At 72.1% G+C, this 16961-nt stretch carries 14 protein-coding genes; 13 read left to right on the forward strand and 1 reads right to left on the reverse strand.

Features of this window, described 5'->3' with window-relative positions; genetic code table 11:
- Positions 1–7: 7 nt before the first annotated feature.
- The 12 genes from AS857_RS09055 to AS857_RS09110 all read left to right on the forward strand — a co-directional run bounded on the left by AS857_RS09055 (position 8) and on the right by AS857_RS09110 (position 15132).
- Positions 8–943 (forward strand): ABC transporter permease, encoded by a 936-nt coding sequence (locus AS857_RS09055; protein ID WP_058042612.1) that lies wholly within the window; start codon positions 8–10, stop codon positions 941–943.
- Positions 936–1748, forward strand: a complete 813-nt coding sequence (locus AS857_RS09060) for an ABC transporter ATP-binding protein (RefSeq protein WP_173864738.1) — start codon at positions 936–938, stop codon at positions 1746–1748. Before AS857_RS09055 ends, AS857_RS09060 begins: the two co-directional genes overlap by 8 nt.
- Positions 1749–2211: 463 nt before the next feature.
- The gene (hpnC, locus tag AS857_RS09065; RefSeq protein WP_173864764.1) at positions 2212–3087 is read left to right on the forward strand and encodes a squalene synthase HpnC; all 876 of its coding nucleotides are present in this window, start codon (positions 2212–2214) and stop codon (positions 3085–3087) included.
- Positions 3084–4034 (forward strand): presqualene diphosphate synthase HpnD, encoded by a 951-nt coding sequence (hpnD, locus tag AS857_RS09070; RefSeq protein WP_058042615.1) that lies wholly within the window; start codon positions 3084–3086, stop codon positions 4032–4034. The genes hpnC and hpnD overlap by 4 nt, the downstream gene beginning before the upstream one ends.
- 82 nt (positions 4035–4116) lie before the next feature.
- Positions 4117–5577: a hydroxysqualene dehydroxylase HpnE gene (gene hpnE / locus AS857_RS09075; RefSeq protein WP_058042616.1), complete on the forward strand. Its 1461-nt coding sequence runs from the start codon at positions 4117–4119 to the stop codon at positions 5575–5577.
- A 116-nt stretch (positions 5578–5693) separates the two neighbouring features.
- Entirely contained in the window at positions 5694–6713 is a 1020-nt protein-coding gene (locus tag AS857_RS09080) for a polyprenyl synthetase family protein (protein WP_173864765.1), read from the forward strand.
- Between the two features lie 117 nt (positions 6714–6830).
- The gene (gene shc / locus AS857_RS09085) at positions 6831–8864 is read left to right on the forward strand and encodes a squalene--hopene cyclase (RefSeq protein ID WP_058042618.1); all 2034 of its coding nucleotides are present in this window, start codon (positions 6831–6833) and stop codon (positions 8862–8864) included.
- A complete protein-coding gene (locus AS857_RS09090; protein WP_058042619.1) occupies positions 8864–9514 on the forward strand; it encodes a phosphorylase family protein in 651 nt (216 codons plus the stop codon). Before shc ends, AS857_RS09090 begins: the two co-directional genes overlap by 1 nt.
- 5 nt (positions 9515–9519) lie before the next feature.
- The gene (gene hpnH / locus AS857_RS09095; RefSeq protein ID WP_058042620.1) at positions 9520–10542 is read left to right on the forward strand and encodes an adenosyl-hopene transferase HpnH; all 1023 of its coding nucleotides are present in this window, start codon (positions 9520–9522) and stop codon (positions 10540–10542) included.
- Between the two features lie 5 nt (positions 10543–10547).
- Positions 10548–11714: a flavodoxin-dependent (E)-4-hydroxy-3-methylbut-2-enyl-diphosphate synthase gene (gene ispG / locus AS857_RS09100; protein WP_420823924.1), complete on the forward strand. Its 1167-nt coding sequence runs from the start codon at positions 10548–10550 to the stop codon at positions 11712–11714.
- A 77-nt stretch (positions 11715–11791) separates the two neighbouring features.
- Positions 11792–13720, forward strand: a complete 1929-nt coding sequence (gene dxs, locus AS857_RS09105) for a 1-deoxy-D-xylulose-5-phosphate synthase (RefSeq protein ID WP_058042621.1) — start codon at positions 11792–11794, stop codon at positions 13718–13720.
- Positions 13717–15132: an aspartate aminotransferase family protein gene (locus tag AS857_RS09110; protein ID WP_058042622.1), complete on the forward strand. Its 1416-nt coding sequence runs from the start codon at positions 13717–13719 to the stop codon at positions 15130–15132. The genes dxs and AS857_RS09110 overlap by 4 nt, the downstream gene beginning before the upstream one ends.
- A 4-nt stretch (positions 15133–15136) precedes the next feature.
- Here the strand turns inward: AS857_RS09110 and AS857_RS09115 are convergent, their stop codons facing one another.
- Positions 15137–15925 (reverse strand): tyrosine-protein phosphatase, encoded by a 789-nt coding sequence (locus AS857_RS09115; protein WP_058042623.1) that lies wholly within the window; start codon positions 15923–15925, stop codon positions 15137–15139.
- Positions 15926–16153: 228 nt separating this feature from the next.
- Between AS857_RS09115 and AS857_RS09120 the strand changes: the two genes are divergently transcribed.
- A complete protein-coding gene (locus tag AS857_RS09120) occupies positions 16154–16945 on the forward strand; it encodes an SGNH/GDSL hydrolase family protein (RefSeq protein ID WP_058042624.1) in 792 nt (263 codons plus the stop codon).
- Positions 16946–16961 lie beyond the last annotated feature (16 nt).

The raw sequence follows: 16961 nt of genomic DNA on the forward strand, positions 1-16961 counted from the left end.
GTCAACTGTGAGCGAGACAACGCACGACAGTGCGGTCGCCATGAGTGCCCCGCCATCGCCCGACGACGGACTGTCCGCCGCCGAGCTGGCCAAGAAGTACGGTCTCGCGGTCAGCGGGGCCCGGCCGAGCCTGCCGGAGTACGCCCGGCAGCTGTGGGCGCGGCGGCATTTCATCGTCGCGTTCTCCCGGGCCAAGATGACGGCCCAGTACAGCCAGGCCAAGCTGGGCCAGGTCTGGCAGGTGGCGACGCCGCTGCTGAACGCCGGCGTGTACCTGCTGATCTTCGGTCTGCTGATGCAGCAGTCCAAGGGCATGGGGATCGCCACCTACATCCCCTTCCTGGTGACCGGCGTCTTCGTCTTCACCTTCACCCAGAGCTCGGCGCTGGCCGGCGTGCGGTCCATCTCGGGCAACCTGGGCCTGGTGCGCGCCCTGCACTTCCCGCGGGCGGCCCTGCCGATCTCCTTCGCGATGCAGCAGCTCCAGCAGCTGCTGCTGTCGATGTGCGTGCTGTTCCTCTTCCTCCTCGGCTTCGGGCACATGCCCGATCCGTCCTGGGCGCTGATCGTCCCCGTCCTGGTGCTGCAGTTCCTCTTCAACACCGGCCTGGCGATGGTCATGGCCCGGGCGGGCAGCAAGACGCCCGACCTGGCGCAGCTGCTGCCGTTCATCACGCGGACGTGGATGTACGCGTCCGGCGTGATGTACAACATGGTCGAGGCGCTGGAGAAGACCCACGCGCCGAAGTGGGTCATCGACGTGCTCAGCGCCAACCCGGCCGCCGTCTACATCGACCTGATGCGCTGGTCCCTGATCGACGACCACAGCCACATCCACCTGCCGCCGCACGTGTGGCTGCTGGCGGTCGGCTGGGCGGTCGTGGTCGGCGCCGGCGGCTTCGTGTACTTCTGGAAGGCTGAGGAGCAGTACGGCCGTGGCTGAACAGAACCCCACCGCGGACCCCACCGGGAAGTCCGCAGAGACCGCCGCCCGGGTGCCCACCGTGATCGCGGAGGACGTGCACATCGTCTACCGCGTCTACGGCGGCAACACCGGCCGGGGCAGTGCGACCGCCGCCCTGAACCGCATCGTCAAGCGCAAGCCGGGGGCCGGTGTGCGCGAGGTGCACGCCGTCAAGGGAGTGAGCTTCACCGCCTACCGCGGCGAGGCGATCGGCCTGATCGGCTCCAACGGCTCCGGCAAGTCCACCCTCCTCAAGGCCATCGCCGGGCTGCTGCCCACCGAGCGCGGCAAGGTCTACACCGACGGCCAGCCCTCGCTGCTGGGCGTGAACGCGGCCATGATGAACGACCTCACGGGCGAGAAGAACGTGATGCTCGGCGGTCTGGCCATGGGGATGTCGCGCGAGCAGATCCACGAGCGCTACCAGGGCATCGTCGACTTCTCCGGGATCAACGAGAAGGGCGACTTCATCACGCTGCCCATGCGGACCTACTCGTCCGGCATGGCGGCCCGGCTGCGGTTCTCCATCGCCGCGGCCAAGGACCACGACGTGCTGATGATCGACGAGGCGCTGGCCACCGGTGACCGCTCGTTCCAGAAGCGCTCCGAGGCCCGCATCCGCGAGCTGCGCAAGCAGGCGGGCACGGTCTTCCTCGTCAGTCACAACAACAGGTCGATCCGGGACACCTGCGACCGTGTGCTGTGGCTCGAGCACGGACAGCTGCTCATGGACGGCCCGACCGAGGAAGTGGTCCGGGCCTACGAGAAGGAGACGGCCCGCTAGGCGCCGTACGGGCCGGCGCGGGCCGGTTCCCGCGGGCCCTCGCCGGTGCGCTCCGGTGAGGGCCTTGACCTTTCCGTAACGATCAACTGGCTTATTGGCAGGGTTGATTCGTTGCTCGCGTGGCATTGTATGGATCAAGCACCTACCCGGCCGCGCGTCGGACAGGTGTGCGGCGTACGCTGTACCGTGCTGATTTGCGGCGAAGCGTGCGATACCGGTGTATCCGCGGCTCCGGAGACGGCGTCGGATACGGCGGGACAGTGGGTGCCGAAGGGGGAGCAGGGGGCGCCGAAGGGGGTGTCTACCCTGCGGCGTGTCCGAAATAGGATGTTCTGGGTCGGCAGTGTAGAACGGGAGATGTGACGGCAATGGCTACGGATACTCTCCAGCCCCGAGGCGTGCACGCCGTCCCCGGTCCGGGCAGCCCGCGGTGACGGCGGGGACGGACGCGCACGAGCGCGCCGTGCTCGACAAGTCCGCGCACGAGAACTTCCCCGTGGCACCCTTCTTCCTGCCGCGCACCTGGCGGGACGACCTCATGGCCGTCTACGGGTACGCCCGCCTCGTCGACGACATCGGCGACGGCGACCTCGCCCCCGGCGGGCGCGACGCGCAGCTGCTGGGGCTCGCGGGGACGCGGGCCGACACGAGTGAGGACCGGCTCGCGATGCTGGACGCCTTCGAGGCGGACCTGCGGCGCGTCTTCGACCGCTCCGGCACCGGCCCGCGCCACCCGCTGCTGCGCCGCCTGCGGCCCACCGTGCGCCGGTGCGGCCTGACCCCGGAGCCCTTCCTGGGGCTGATCGAGGCCAACCGGCAGGACCAGCGCGTCCGCCGCTACGGTACGTACGACGATCTGCTCGCCTACTGCGAGCTGTCCGCGAACCCCGTCGGCCGCCTCGTCCTGGGCATCACCGGCACCGCCAGCCCCGAGCGGATCCGCCGCTCGGACGCGGTCTGCACCGGGCTGCAGATCGTGGAACACCTGCAGGACGTCACCGAGGACCTGGGACGCGACCGCGTCTACCTCCCGGCCGAGGACATGAAGCGCTTCCACGTCACCGAGGCCGACCTCGCGCGCCCGACCGGCGGCGCGTCGTTGCGCGCCCTGGTCGCGTACGAAGGGCAACGCGCCGGGGAACTGCTGAATGAAGGCACCCTCCTGGTGGGTAGCGTCCACGGCAGGTTGAAGCTGTTGCTCGCGGGGTTCGTGGGCGGGGGGAGGGCCGCGCTCCGCGCGGTCGCCGCCGCAGGACACGACGTACTGCCCGGACCGCCCAAGCCCACCAAGCTCAGCCTGCTGCGCGAGGTGGGAGCGACACTGCGAAGAGAGGGGTGAGCGGGACAGTGAACGGATCGCAGGAAGCGTCCGCACCGGTGCTCGCCGCGTACAGCTACTGCGAGGCGGTCACCGGGCAGCAGGCGGGCAACTTCAGCTACGGCATCCGGCTCCTGCCGACCGCCAAGCGGCGCGCCATGTCGGCGCTGTACGCCTTCTCACGGCGTGTCGACGACATCGGGGACGGGCCGCTGGACGCGGTCGACAAGCACCGCCGGCTGGAGGAGACGCGCGAGCTGCTCGCGCGGATCCGGGAGGGCCGGATCGCGGAGGACGACACCGACCCGGTGGCCGTCGCGCTCAGCCATGCCGCGCGCCGCTTCCCCATCCCGCTCGGCGGGCTGGACGAACTCATCGACGGCGTTCAGATGGACGTACGCGGCGAGTCGTACGAGACCTGGGACGACCTCGCGGTGTACTGCCGGTGCGTCGCGGGTGCCATCGGCCGGCTCTCCCTCGGCGTGTTCGGCACCGTGCCCGGCGCGCGCGACGCCGCGCGCGCCTCGGAGTACGCCGATACGCTCGGCCTGGCGCTGCAGCTCACCAACATCCTGCGCGACGTCCGCGAGGACGCGGCCAACGGCCGCACCTACCTGCCCTCCGACGACCTCGCGAAGTTCGGCTGCGCCGACGGCTTCCACTCCGCCAGGCCCCCGGCCGGCGCCGACTTCACCGGCCTCGTCCACTTCGAGGTCCGGCGCGCCCGCGCCCTCTTCGCCGAGGGCACCCGCCTGCTGCCCATGCTGGACCGGCGCAGCGGCGCCTGCGTCGCCGCCATGGCCGGCATCTACCGCCGGCTGCTCGACCGGATCGCCGAGGACCCCGAGGCGGTCCTGCGCGGCCGGGTCTCCCTGCCCGGCCGGGAGAAGGTCTACGTCGCCGTGCGCGGCCTGTCCGGACTCGACGCCCGCAGCGTCCACCGGCGGACCGCCGGGGGGCGCGCTTGATGCCCCTGTTCCGGGCCGGCAAACGGCGCGCAACCCTCCGCCCTGCGAAAACGTCCCTGAGAGCAGCCGAAGGGGTGGGCACATGACAGCCACGACAACCGGGCCCGGCCGAGGCCCCACCGACGGGGACGGCGCCCCGGCCGCCCGCGCGGTGGTCGTCGGCGGCGGGCTCGCCGGCATCACGGCCGCGCTGGAGCTCGCCGACGCCGGCGTGCGCGTCACCCTCCTGGAGGGGCGGCCCCGGCTCGGCGGCCTCGCCTTCTCCTTCCGCCGCGGCGACCTCACCGTCGACAACGGCCAGCACGTCTACCTGCGCTGCTGCACCGCCTACAGCTCGTTCCTCGACCGGATCGACGCGCTGCACCTCGCACCCCTGCAGGACCGGCTCGACGTGCCCGTCCTCGACGTCGGCCACCCCTCCGGCAGGCCCCGCCTCGGCCGGCTGCGCCGCACCGGCCTGCCCGTCCCCCTGCACCTGGCCGCGAGCCTAGCCACGTACCCGCACCTCTCGCTCGCCGAGCGCGCCCAGGTGGGCCGCGCCGCGCTGGCCCTGCGCGGCCTCGACCCGCAGGACCCCGCCCTCGACGGCACGGACTTCGCGAGCTGGCTGCGGCGCCACGGCCAGTCCGCCCGCACCGTCGAGGCGCTGTGGGACCTGATCGGCGTGGCCACGCTCAACGCCACGGCCGGCGAGTCCTCGCTCGGCCTCGCCGCCATGGTCTTCAAGACCGCGCTGCTCACCGAGCCCGGCGCCGCCGACATCGGCTGGGCGCACGTCCCCCTCGGCGAGCTGCACGACACCCGCGCCCGCGCCGCCCTCGACAAGGCCGGCGTGCGCACCCTGCTGCGCACCCGCGCCACCGGCGTCGGCCGCGCCGCGGACGGCCTCTGGCAGGTCGACGCCGAGACGGGCCCCGGCACGGCCGAGCGGCTCACGGCCGGCACGGTCGTGCTCGCCCTGCCGCAGCGCGAGACCCACGCCCTGCTGCCCGACGGCGCCCTGGACGAGCCGGGCCGGCTGCTGGAGATCGGCACCGCCCCCATCCTCAACCTCCACGTCGTCTACGACCGCAAGGTCCTGCGGCAGCCGTTCTTCACCGCGCTGGGCTCGCCCGTGCAGTGGGTCTTCGACCGCACGGACTCCTCCGGCCTCGCGGCGGGGGGAGAGGACCGGGAAGGCTGCCAGTACCTGGCCGTCTCGCAGTCGGCGGCGCAGGACGACATCGACCGGCCCGTGGCCGAGCTGCGGGCCCGCTATCTTCCCGAGCTGGAACGGCTGTTGCCCGCCGCACGCGGCGCCGGCGTCCGGGACTTCTTCGTGACCCGGGAGCGTACAGCGACGTTCGCCCCCACCCCGGGCGTCGGCCGGCTGCGGCCGACCGCCCGCACGAACACGCCCGGCCTGTACCTGGCCGGCGCGTGGACCGCCACCGGCTGGCCCGCGACCATGGAGGGCGCCGTGCGCAGCGGTGTCCACGCCGCGGGTGCCGCACTCTCCGAGCTCGGCCGACCGCACGAGAGCCCCTTGCGGGAGGCGGTATGACCGAGGCGAGCCATGAAGCGTCGCGTGCCCGGACCGGGCCGCGCACGAGCACGACCACCAGAGGAGAGACCGTGACTTCGGCGATCCCAGCTGTCGACACTGCAGGCGTCAACGCCATGCTGGAGCGGGGACGGACGCTTGCCACGCCGGTGCTGCGTGCCGCCGTGGACCGGCTCGCGCCGCCCATGGACACCGTCGCCGCCTACCACTTCGGCTGGATCGACGCCGAGGGACGGCCGGCGCACGGCGACAGCGGCAAGGCCGTCCGGCCCGCGCTCGCCCTGCTCTCGGCCGAGGCCGCCGGACGCGCCCCGGAGGTGGGCATCCCCGGCGCGGTCGCCGTGGAGCTCGTGCACAACTTCTCCCTGCTGCACGACGACCTGATGGACGGCGACGAACAGCGCCGCCACCGCGACACCGTCTGGAAGGTGTACGGGCCCGAGCAGGCCATCCTCGTCGGCGACGCCCTCTTCGCGCTCGCCAACGAGATCCTGCTGGAGCTCGGCACCGTCGAGGCCGGCCGCGCCACCCGGCGGCTGACCACCGCCACCCGCAAGCTGATCGACGGCCAGGCGCAGGACATCTCCTACGAGCACCGCGAGCGGGTCACCGTCGAGGAGTGCCTGGAGATGGAGGGCAACAAGACCGGCGCCCTCCTCGCCTGCGCGGTCTCCATCGGCGCCGTCCTGGGCGGCGCCGACGACCACACGGCCGACACCCTGGAGGCCTACGGCTACCACCTCGGCCTCGCCTTCCAGGCGGTGGACGACCTGCTCGGCATCTGGGGCGACCCGGAGGCCACCGGCAAGCAGACCTGGAGCGACCTGCGCCAGCGCAAGAAGTCGCTGCCGGTGGTCGCGGCCCTCGACGCCGGCGGCTCCGCCTCCGAGCGGCTCGCGGAGATCCTCGCGGCCGACGCCAAGCTCAGCGACGCCCAGCTCGCCGACTTCGACGAGGAAGAATTCGCCAGCCGCGCGATGTTGATCGAAGAGGCGGGCGGCCGGGAGTGGACCTCCCAGGAGGCCCGCCGCCAGCACGCGACCGCGATCGCCGCCCTCGACCGAGTTGACATGCCCGCAGAAGTCCGAGCCCAACTGGTGGCGCTCGCCGACTTCGTCGTCGTACGAAAGAGATGATTCCTATTCACCCGATCTAGCAGATCGCGGTCGCCGGCCGGCGCCAGTGTTGCGGCGCCGGCCGACGGAGCCCCCAGGAAGGCAGAGAAGGAAGCTCACTGCAAAAAAGGGGAAACCATGACAGCGACGACCGACGGAAGCACCGGGGCCCTGCCGCCCCGCGCTGCCGCGGCCACCGACAGCACCACAGCGCAACAGCACACTGCACAGGGCACGGCACGGCCCCCGCTCCAGGAGGGTGAGGCGCCCGGCGCACTCGCCGCCGCCGAGCGGGCCACGGCCCGCGCGGTCGATCACCTCCTCTCCCGTCAGGACGAGCAGGGGTGGTGGAAGGGCGACCTGGAGACCAACGTCACCATGGACGCCGAAGACCTGCTGCTCCGTCAGTTCCTCGGCGTCCAGGACGAGAAGACCACCCGCGCCGCCGCGCTCCACATCCGCTCCGAGCAGCGCCCGGACGGCACCTGGGCCACCTTCCTCGGCGGGCCCGGCGAGCTCTCCACCACCATCGAGGCCTACGTCGCCCTGCGGCTCGCCGGGGACGCCCCCGACGCCCCGCACATGGCCGCCGCCTCCGCATGGATCCGCGAGCAGGGCGGCATCGCCACCTCCCGGGTCTTCACCCGCATCTGGCTCGCCCTCTTCGGCTGGTGGAAGTGGGAGGACCTCCCCGAACTGCCGCCCGAGATCATGTTCCTGCCGAAGTGGTTCCCCCTGAACCTCTACGACTTCGGCCAGTGGGCCCGGCAGACCATCGTGCCCCTGACCGTCGTCTCCGCGAAGCGCCCCGTGCGCCCCGCGCCCTTCGCGCTCGACGAGCTGCACGCCGACCCGGCCCGGCCGAACCCGCCGCGCCCGCTCGCCCCGGCCGCCAGCTGGGACGGCGTCTTCCAGCGGCTCGACAAGGCCCTGCACCACTACCGCCGGTTCCCGCTGGGCCGCCTGCGCCGCCTCGCGCTCGACTCGGCCGCCCGCTGGATCATCGAGCGTCAGGAGAACGACGGCTGCTGGGGCGGCATCCAGCCCCCCGCCGTCTACTCGATCATCGCCCTGCACCTCCTCGGCTACGACCTGGACCACCCCGTGCTGCGCGAGGGGCTCAAGTCGCTGGACCGTTTCGCCGTGTGGCGCGAGGACGGCAGCCGCATGATCGAGGCCTGCCAGTCCCCGGTGTGGGACACCTGCCTGGCCACCATCGCCCTCGCGGACGCCGGAGTGGCGCCCGACCACCCGGCGCTGGTCAAGGCCGCCGACTGGATGCTGGACGAGCAGATCCACCGCACCGGCGACTGGGCGGTGCGCCGCCCCGGTCTGACCCCGGGCGGCTGGGCCTTCGAGTTCCACAACGACACCTACCCCGACATCGACGACACGGCCGAGGTCGTGCTGGCCCTCAAGCGGGTCCGGCACCCCGAGCCCGCGCGCGTGGAGACGGCCGTCCGGCGCGCCGCCCGCTGGAACCTGGGCATGCAGTCGAAGAACGGCGCCTGGGGCGCCTTCGACGCGGACAACACCAGCACGCTGCCCAACCGGCTGCCCTTCTGCGACTTCGGCGAGGTCGTCGACCCGCCGTCCGCCGACGTCACCGCGCACGTCGTCGAGATGCTCGCCTTCCTCGGCGAGCGGCACGACCCGCGCACGCGGCGCGGCATCGAGTGGCTGCTGGCCGAACAGGAGGAGAGCGGCGCCTGGTTCGGCCGCTGGGGCGTCAACTACGTCTACGGCACCGGGTCGGTGGTGCCCGCCCTCGTCGCGGCCGGCATCCCCGCCTCGCACGCGGCGGTCCGCCGGGCCGTGCGCTGGCTGGAGGGCGTGCAGAACGACGACGGCGGCTGGGGCGAGGACCTGCGCTCCTACCGCGACCCCGAGTGGATCGGGCGCGGCGCCTCCACCGCCTCCCAGACGGCCTGGGCCCTGATGGCCCTGCTCGCCGCCGGCGAGCGGGAGGGCAAGGCCGTGGAGCGGGGCGTCGCCTGGCTGGTGGAGACCCAGCGCGCGGACGGGTCCTGGGACGAGCCGCACTTCACCGGCACCGGATTCCCCTGGGACTTCTCCATCAACTACCACCTCTACCGGCAGGTCTTCCCCGTCACGGCCCTCGGCCGCTACGTGCACGGGGAGCTGTTCACCCCCGACCGCCTGGAGGCGTGATGACGAACGGCACGGGCAGTCCCGGCCCCGCACCGCTGCTGGTCGCCTGCGCGCTCGGCATCGAGCGCCTCGCCCTGCGCGGGGGCGGCCCGGGCGGTGCGGCCGGGCCCGTGACCGTTCTGCGGACCGGCATGGGACCGCAGGCCGCGGACCATGCCGTCACCCGCGCCCTGCGCGACCCGGCGATGCGCGAGGCCGCGGTCGTCGCCACGGGCTTCTGCGCCGGCCTGGCCCCGGGGATGCACCCCGGCGACCTGGTCGTCGCCGACGAGACCCGGGACCGCACGGGCAGCACCGAGTGCTCGGGCGTCGAGCTGCTCGCCAAGGAGCTCGCCCGTGCCGTGCCCCGGCGCGTCATCCACACCGGGCCCCTCGTCGGCTCGGACCACGTCGTGCGCGGCGCGGAGCGGGCCGCCCTGCACGCCGCGGGCGCGCTCGCCGTGGACATGGAGTCCGCGGCCACACTCCGAAGCGCCGTGCGCGCGGGTCCGCGCCCGGTTGCGGCCGTCCGGGTGGTCGTGGACGCTCCAGAGCATGAACTCGTCCGAATCGGGACGTTGCGCGGTGGAATATCGGCTTTCCGGGTTCTGCGCACCGTCCTCCCGGCTTTTATCGAATGGCACCGTTCTTTACTGCTCCCCAGGAGGTGAGCCAGATGGCCATGCCACTCCGCCAGTCCATCCGGGTGGGAACGTACCTTTTTGAACAGAAGCTCAGGAAGCGCGAGAAGTTCCCGCTGATCGTCGAGCTGGAACCGCTTTTCGCCTGCAATCTCAAGTGCGAGGGGTGCGGGAAGATCCAGCACCCCGCCGGGGTGCTCAAGCAGCGCATGCCGGTCGCACAGGCCGTCGGCGCCGTGCTGGAGTCCGGGGCGCCGATGGTCTCCATCGCGGGCGGCGAGCCTCTGATGCATCCGCAGATCCACGAGATCGTGCGCCAGCTGGTGGCGAAGCGGAAGTATGTCTTCCTTTGCACCAACGCCATGCTCCTGCGCAAGAAGATGGACAAGTTCACCCCGTCCCCCTACTTCGCGTTCGCGGTGCACATCGACGGGCTGCGCGAGCGGCACGACGAGTCGGTCGCGAAGGAGGGCGTCTTCGACGAGGCGGTGGAGGCCATCAAGGAGGCCAAGCGGCGCGGCTTCCGGGTCACCACCAACTCGACCTTCTTCAACACCGACACCCCGCAGACCATCGTCGAGGTGCTCAACTTCCTCAATGACGAGCTCAAGGTCGACGAGATGATGATCTCGCCCGCCTACGCCTACGAGAAGGCTCCCGACCAGGACCACTTCCTGGGGGTCGAGCAGACCCGGGAGCTCTTCAAGAAGGCCTTCTCCGGGGGGAACCGGGCGCGCTGGCGGCTCAACCACAGCCCCCTGTTCCTGGACTTCCTGGAGGGCAAGGTCGACTTCTCCTGCACCGCCTGGGCGATCCCCAACTACTCCCTCTTCGGATGGCAGCGCCCCTGCTATCTGATGAGCGACGGCTACGTCCCGACGTACCGGGAGCTGATCGAGGAGACCGACTGGGACAAGTACGGCCGCGGCAAGGACCCGCGCTGCGACAACTGCATGGCCCACTGCGGATACGAGCCGACGGCCGTCCTCGCCACCATGGGGTCGCTGAAGGAGTCGATCCGCGCGGCCCGCGAGAGCGTCGCCGGGAACCGGAGCTGACGGCCGTGGCCTCCGCGGGACCCGTGTCCCTCGGGCTCCCCGGCGTGCCGGCCCGGCCGCTCGCGGTGCGCCGCCCCTCGCGGCGCATCCAGGTCGGGCCGGTCGCCGTGGGCGGTGACGCGCCCGTTTCGGTGCAGTCGATGACCACGACCAGAACGTCGGACATCGGCGCCACGCTCCAGCAGATCGCGGAGCTGACGGCGTCGGGCTGCCAGATCGTGCGTGTGGCCTGCCCCACGCAGGACGACGCGGACGCGCTCCCCGTCATCGCGAAGAAGTCGCAGATCCCTGTCATCGCGGACATCCACTTCCAGCCGAAGTACGTCTTCGCCGCGATCGACGCCGGCTGCGCCGCGGTCCGTGTGAACCCGGGCAACATCAAGCAGTTCGACGACAAGGTCAAGGAGATCGCCAAGGCGGCCTCCGACGCGGGCACCCCGATCCGTATCGGCGTGAACGCGGGGTCGCTGGACCGCCGCCTGCTGCAGAAGTACGGCAAGGCGACGCCCGAGGCGCTGGTGGAGTCGGCGCTGTGGGAGGCCTCGCTCTTCGAGGAGCACGGTTTCCGCGACATCAAGATCTCGGTCAAGCACAACGACCCGGTGGTGATGGTCAATGCGTACCGTCAGCTGGCGGCGCAGTGCGACTACCCGCTGCACCTGGGCGTGACCGAGGCCGGCCCGGCGTTCCAGGGCACGATCAAGTCCGCGGTGGCGTTCGGTGCGCTGCTGTCGGAGGGCATCGGCGACACCATCCGCGTCTCGCTGTCGGCGCCGCCGGCGGAGGAGATCAAGGTCGGCATGCAGATCCTGGAGTCCCTGGGCCTGCGCCAGCGCCGCCTGGAGATCGTCTCCTGCCCGTCCTGCGGTCGTGCGCAGGTGGACGTGTACAAGCTCGCCGACCAGGTCAGCGCCGGCCTGGAGGGCATGGAGGTGCCGCTGCGCGTCGCGGTGATGGGCTGCGTCGTCAACGGTCCGGGTGAGGCCCGTGAGGCCGACCTGGGTGTCGCCTCGGGCAACGGCAAGGGGCAGATCTTCGTCAAGGGCGAGGTCATCAAGACCGTGCCGGAGTCGAAGATCGTGGAGACCCTCATCGAGGAAGCACTGAAGATCGCCGATGCCATGACGGCGGACGGGGCCCTCCCCGGGGCGCCGCACGTCACCGTGGCCTGAGACCGGCGACCCACCACCGTAGGAACAGCGACCGTGCGGCCGCCCGGCCCAGGCCGCAAGACGAGGAGGGGGCCCGCGTGTCGTTGCTGGAGAACATCCGCAGTCCGCGCGACCTGAAGACCCTGGACGCCGAGGAGCTGACCGAACTGGCGGAGGAGATCCGCCACTTCCTCATCCACGCCGTCGCCAGGACCGGCGGCCACCTCGGCCCCAACCTGGGCGTGGTGGAGCTCACCATCGCCCTGCACCGCTCCTTCGACTCACCGGCCGACCGCATCCTGTGGGACACCGGCCACCAGTCGTACGTGCACAAGCTGCTCACCGGCCGCCAGGACTTCTCCAAGCTGCGCGGCAAGGGCGGCCTGTCCGGCTACCCCTCGCGCGAGGAGTCCGAGCACGACGTCATCGAGAACAGCCACGCCTCGACCGTCCTCGGCTGGGCCGACGGCCTCGCCAAGGCCAACCAGGTCCTCGGCCGCTGGAACCGCCACGTCGTCGCCGTCATCGGCGACGGGGCCCTGACCGGCGGAATGGCCTGGGAGGCGCTCAACAACATAGCCGCCGCCAAGGACCGCCCGCTGATCATCGTCGTCAACGACAACGAGCGCAGCTACGCCCCCACCATCGGCGGCCTCGCGGACCACCTCGCCACGCTCCGCACGACCGACGGCTACGAACGCTTCCTGTCCTGGGGCAAGGACGCGATCCAGGGCCTGCCCGCCATCGGCAAGCCCCTCTACGAGTCCCTGCACGGCGCGAAGAAGGGCTTCAAGGACGCGTTCGCCCCGCAGGGCATGTTCGAGGACCTGGGCCTGAAGTACCTCGGCCCGATAGACGGGCACGACGTCGCCGCCGTCGAGTCCGCGCTGCGCCGGGCCAAGCGCTTCCACGGCCCCGTCCTCGTCCACTGCCGCACGGAGAAGGGCCGCGGCTACCAGCCCGCCCTGGAGGACGACGCCGACCGCTTCCACACCGTCGGCGTGATCGACCCGCTCACCTCCCGGCCGCTGGCCCCGCCGGCCGGCCGCTCCTGGACCTCGGTCTTCGGCGACGAGATGCTCGCCATCGGGGCCGAGCGGCCCGACGTGGTCGCCATCACCGCTGCCATGCTCCACCCCGTGGGCCTGACGAAGTTCGCCGAGGCCTTCCCCGACCGCGTCTGGGACGTCGGCATCGCCGAGCAGCACGGCGCGGTGTCCGCGGCCGGCCTGGCCACCGGCGGGCTGCACCCGGTCTTCGCCGTCTACGCCACGTTCCTCAACCGCGCCTTCGACCAGGTGCTGATGGACGTCGCCCTGCACAAGTGCGGCGTGACCTTCGTCCTGGACCGGGCGGGCGTCACCGGCACCGACGGGCCCAGCCACAACGGCATGTGGGACATGTCGGTCCTGCAGGTCGTCCCCGGTCTGCGGATCGCCGCCCCGCGCGACGCCGACCAGCTGCGCGCCCAGCTGCGCGAGGCCGTCGAGGTCGAGGACGCCCCCACCGTGATCCGCTTCCCGAAGGAGAACGTCGGCGAGCCCGTCCCGGCCCTGGCCCGCGAAGGCGGCATGGACGTCATCGCCCGCCCCGCACCCGGCGGGGACGAGGCGCAGGTCCTGATCGTCGCGGTCGGCGCCATGGCCGGCGTGTGCCTGGAGGCCGCCGACCTCCTGGCCGCCCGCGGCACTCCCTGCACCGTCGTCGACCCGCGCTGGGTCAAGCCCGTCGACCCCGCGCTGCCCCCGCTCGCCGCACGCCACCGCGTCGTCGCGGTCGTCGAGGACAACAGCCGTACCGGCGGCGTCGGCTGGGCCGTCGCGCAGGCGCTGCGCGACGCCGGCGTCGACGTGCCGCTGCGCACCTTCGGCATCCCCGAGCAGTTCCTGCCGCACGCCAAGCGCGGCGAGGTCCTGGCGGACCTCGGGCTCACCCCCGCCGAGATCGCCGGCCGGATCAGCGCCGCCCTGGCCCGCAAGGAAGAAGCCGCGAGGAACCCCGCGGCCGTGAAGGAGAACGACGCATGACAGCCGAGACAGCCGGTGCCGCCGCCGACGGCAAGGGCTTCGACCTCACCCGGCTCCTCGCGGAGCGCGGCGGCGAGCGGTACGACCTGCACGCCCGGCACCTCAACCACCAGTTGCCGCGCATGCTGCACACCATCGGCTTCGACAAGGTCTACGAGCGGGCCGAGGGCGCCTACTTCTGGGACGCCGACGGGCAGGACTACCTCGACATGCTCGCCGGCTTCGGCGTGATGGGCGTCGGCCGGCACCACCCCGTCGTCCGCAAGGCGCTGCACGACGTCCTCGACGCCTCGCTCGCCGACCTCACCCGCTTCGACTGCCAGCCGCTGCCCGGCCTCCTCGCCGAGAAGCTGCTGTCGTACGCGCCGCACCTGGACCGGGTGTTCTTCGGCAACAGCGGCACCGAGGCGGTGGAGACGGCCCTGAAGTTCGCGCGGTACGCGACGGGCAGGCCGCGGGTCCTCTACTGCTCCCACGCCTTCCACGGCCTGACCACCGGCTCGCTCTCCGTCAACGGCGAGGACGGCTTCCGGGACGGCTTCGCGCCCCTGCTGCCCGACACGGCGATCCCGCTCGGCGACCTCGCCGCCCTGGAGCGGGAGCTCGCCCGCGGCGACGTGGCGGCGTTCGTCGTCGAACCGATCCAGGGCAAGGGCGTCCACGAGCCGCCCGCCGGCTTCCTGCGCGCCGCGCAGGAGCTGCTCCACCGGCACAAGGCGCTGCTCATCGCCGACGAGGTGCAGACCGGCATTGGCCGCACCGGCGACTTCTTCGCCTACCAGCACGAGGAGGGCGTCGAGCCGGACCTGGTCTGCGTGGCCAAGGCGCTCTCGGGCGGCTACGTGCCCGTCGGCGCCACCCTCGGCAAGGACTGGATCTTCAAGAAGGTCTACTCCTCCATGGACCGGGTCCTGGTGCACTCCGCGAGCTTCGGCTCCAACGCGCAGGCGATGGCCGCCGGGCTCGCGGTGCTCTCCGTGATGGAGGACGAGCAGATCGTCGCCAACGCCCGGCGCACGGGCGACCTGCTGCGCAGCCGGCTCGCCGCGCTCGTCGGCAAGTACGAGCTGCTGCACGACGTCCGCGGCCGGGGCCTGATGATCGGCATCGAGTTCGGCAAGCCGTCCTCGCTGGGGCTGCGCAGCCGCTGGGCCATGCTCCAGGCGGCCCGCAAGGGCCTCTTCGCGCAGATGGTCGTGGTGCCGCTGCTGCAGAAGCACCGCATCCTCACCCAGGTCTCCGGCGACCACCTGGAGGTGATCAAGCTGATCCCGCCGCTGACCATCGGGGAGCGCGAGGTGGACCGCTTCGTGGACGCCTTCACGGCGGTGATGGACGACGCCCACGGCGGAGGCGGTCTGCTGTGGGACTTCGGGCGGACGCTGGTGAAGCAGGCGGTGGCGAACCGCTGAGCCCTCAGTCCGTGAGCAGCCTGCTCTGCAGGTGCTCACGGGCCGCCGGGGCGAGCCCCAGCCCGTCCGTCAGGTAGCGGTCGGCCGAGCCCCACGTCGCGTCCATCTCGTCGAACGCGGCGTGCAGGTACGCGGCGCGCGCCTCGAACATCGGCGACAGCAGCTCCGCGATCTCCCGGTCCTCGGGCCCCGTCGACTGCGGCGCGCGCCGCATCCGGTAGCGCCGGTGCGGCGCGTTCGACTCCAGGTAGTCGGCCTCGATCACGTCGCGGCCGACGCCGAGGGCGAGCAGGGTGACCGCGACGGACAGCCCGGCGCGGTCCTTCCCGGCCGCGCAGTGCATCAGCGCCGGCACGCTGTCGTCGGCGAGGGCGCGCAGGACGTGGCCGAGCTCGGCCGTGCGGCCCGTGACGACCTCCCGGTACGTCTCGGCCATCCGCTCCGCGGCTCTGCCGTCGGCCAGCACGCTCCGCAGGTGCCCGAGGTTGCGGGCGCGCACCATGTTCCAGAACTCGGCGCCGTGGGCCGGGTCGTTGAGGGGGAGGTTGACGTTCCGGACGCCGGTGAGCTCGACGTCCGGCCCGTCGAGCGCGATGTCGGCGTCGTTGCGGAAGTCGAAGACCGTGTGCAGGCCGAGCGAGCCGAGGAAGCGCGCGTCGTCCTCGGTGGCGTGGGCGAGGTGCCCGCTGCGGAAGAGGACGCCGTGCCGTACCCGCCGTCCGCCGGCGGCCGGCAGACCGCCGAGGTCGCGGAAGTTGCGCACCCCCGCCAGCTCGGGCTCGGTGGACGGCATATGCGGCGTCTGCGTCACGGGCGCTCCCAGGGCTGGGCCGCCGGCGCTCCTCGCCGGCGACGCGGTTCAACGACCTTACGACACCGGTTGTACGGGCAACCGCCCCGCTGTGGTAGCCGCGCCGACGTATTCCGCGTACACGGACTTATCGGGGTGGGATACATCACGGCTCGTCAACCCCTGGTTACGGTGGCGTAGGTCACTCCTCGCGAGGAAAGATGTACCAACGTGGCAGACGATTCGAATTCATTCAGCAAGAGCGCGATCGGGTCGTACGCAGCCGTCGGGGACAGCTTCACCGAAGGCGTCGGCGACCCGGGTCCGGACGACACCTTCATCGGCTGGGCCGACCGACTGGCCGTACTCCTCTCCGACCAGCGCGCCGAGCACGACTTCCGCTACGCCAACCTCGCCGTGCGCGGCCGTCTCCTGGACCAGATCGTCGCGGAGCAGGTGCCCCGGGCGAAGGAGCTCGGCCCGGACCTCGTGACGTTCTGCGCGGGCGGCAACGACATCCTGCGCCCGGGCAGCGACCCGGACGCCGTGGCCGAGCGCTACGAGAAGGCCGTCGCCGAGCTGGCCTCCTCCGTGGGCACCGTCCTGCTGTGCACCGGCTTCGACACCCGCGGGATGCCCGTGCTGCGGCACCTGCGCGGCAAGATCGCGACGTACACGGCCCACGTCCGGGCCATCGCGGACCGGCACGGCTGCCCGGTCCTGGACCTGTGGTCGCTGCGCTCGGTGCAGGACCGCAGGGCGTGGAGCGACGACCGGCTCCACCTCTCGCCCGACGGGCACACGCGGGTCGCCCTGCGGGCCGCCCAGGTGCTCGGCCTGGAGGTGCCGGCCGACCCGGACCAGGCCTGGCCGGACGAGGACCACCGCTCGCCCGCCGAGGTGCGGCGCGACAACATCCACTGGGCGCGCGAGCACCTGGTGCCGTGGATCGGCCGCCGGCTGCGCGGCGAGTCCTCGGGGGACCACGTGGAGCCCAAGCGGCCGGATCTCCTGCCGCTGTAGCGCTTTTGCAGTGCCT

Origin of the sequence: Streptomyces roseifaciens, assembly GCF_001445655.1 — a bacterium.
In the GTDB taxonomy this organism is placed as follows: domain Bacteria; phylum Actinomycetota; class Actinomycetes; order Streptomycetales; family Streptomycetaceae; genus Streptomyces; species Streptomyces aureoversilis.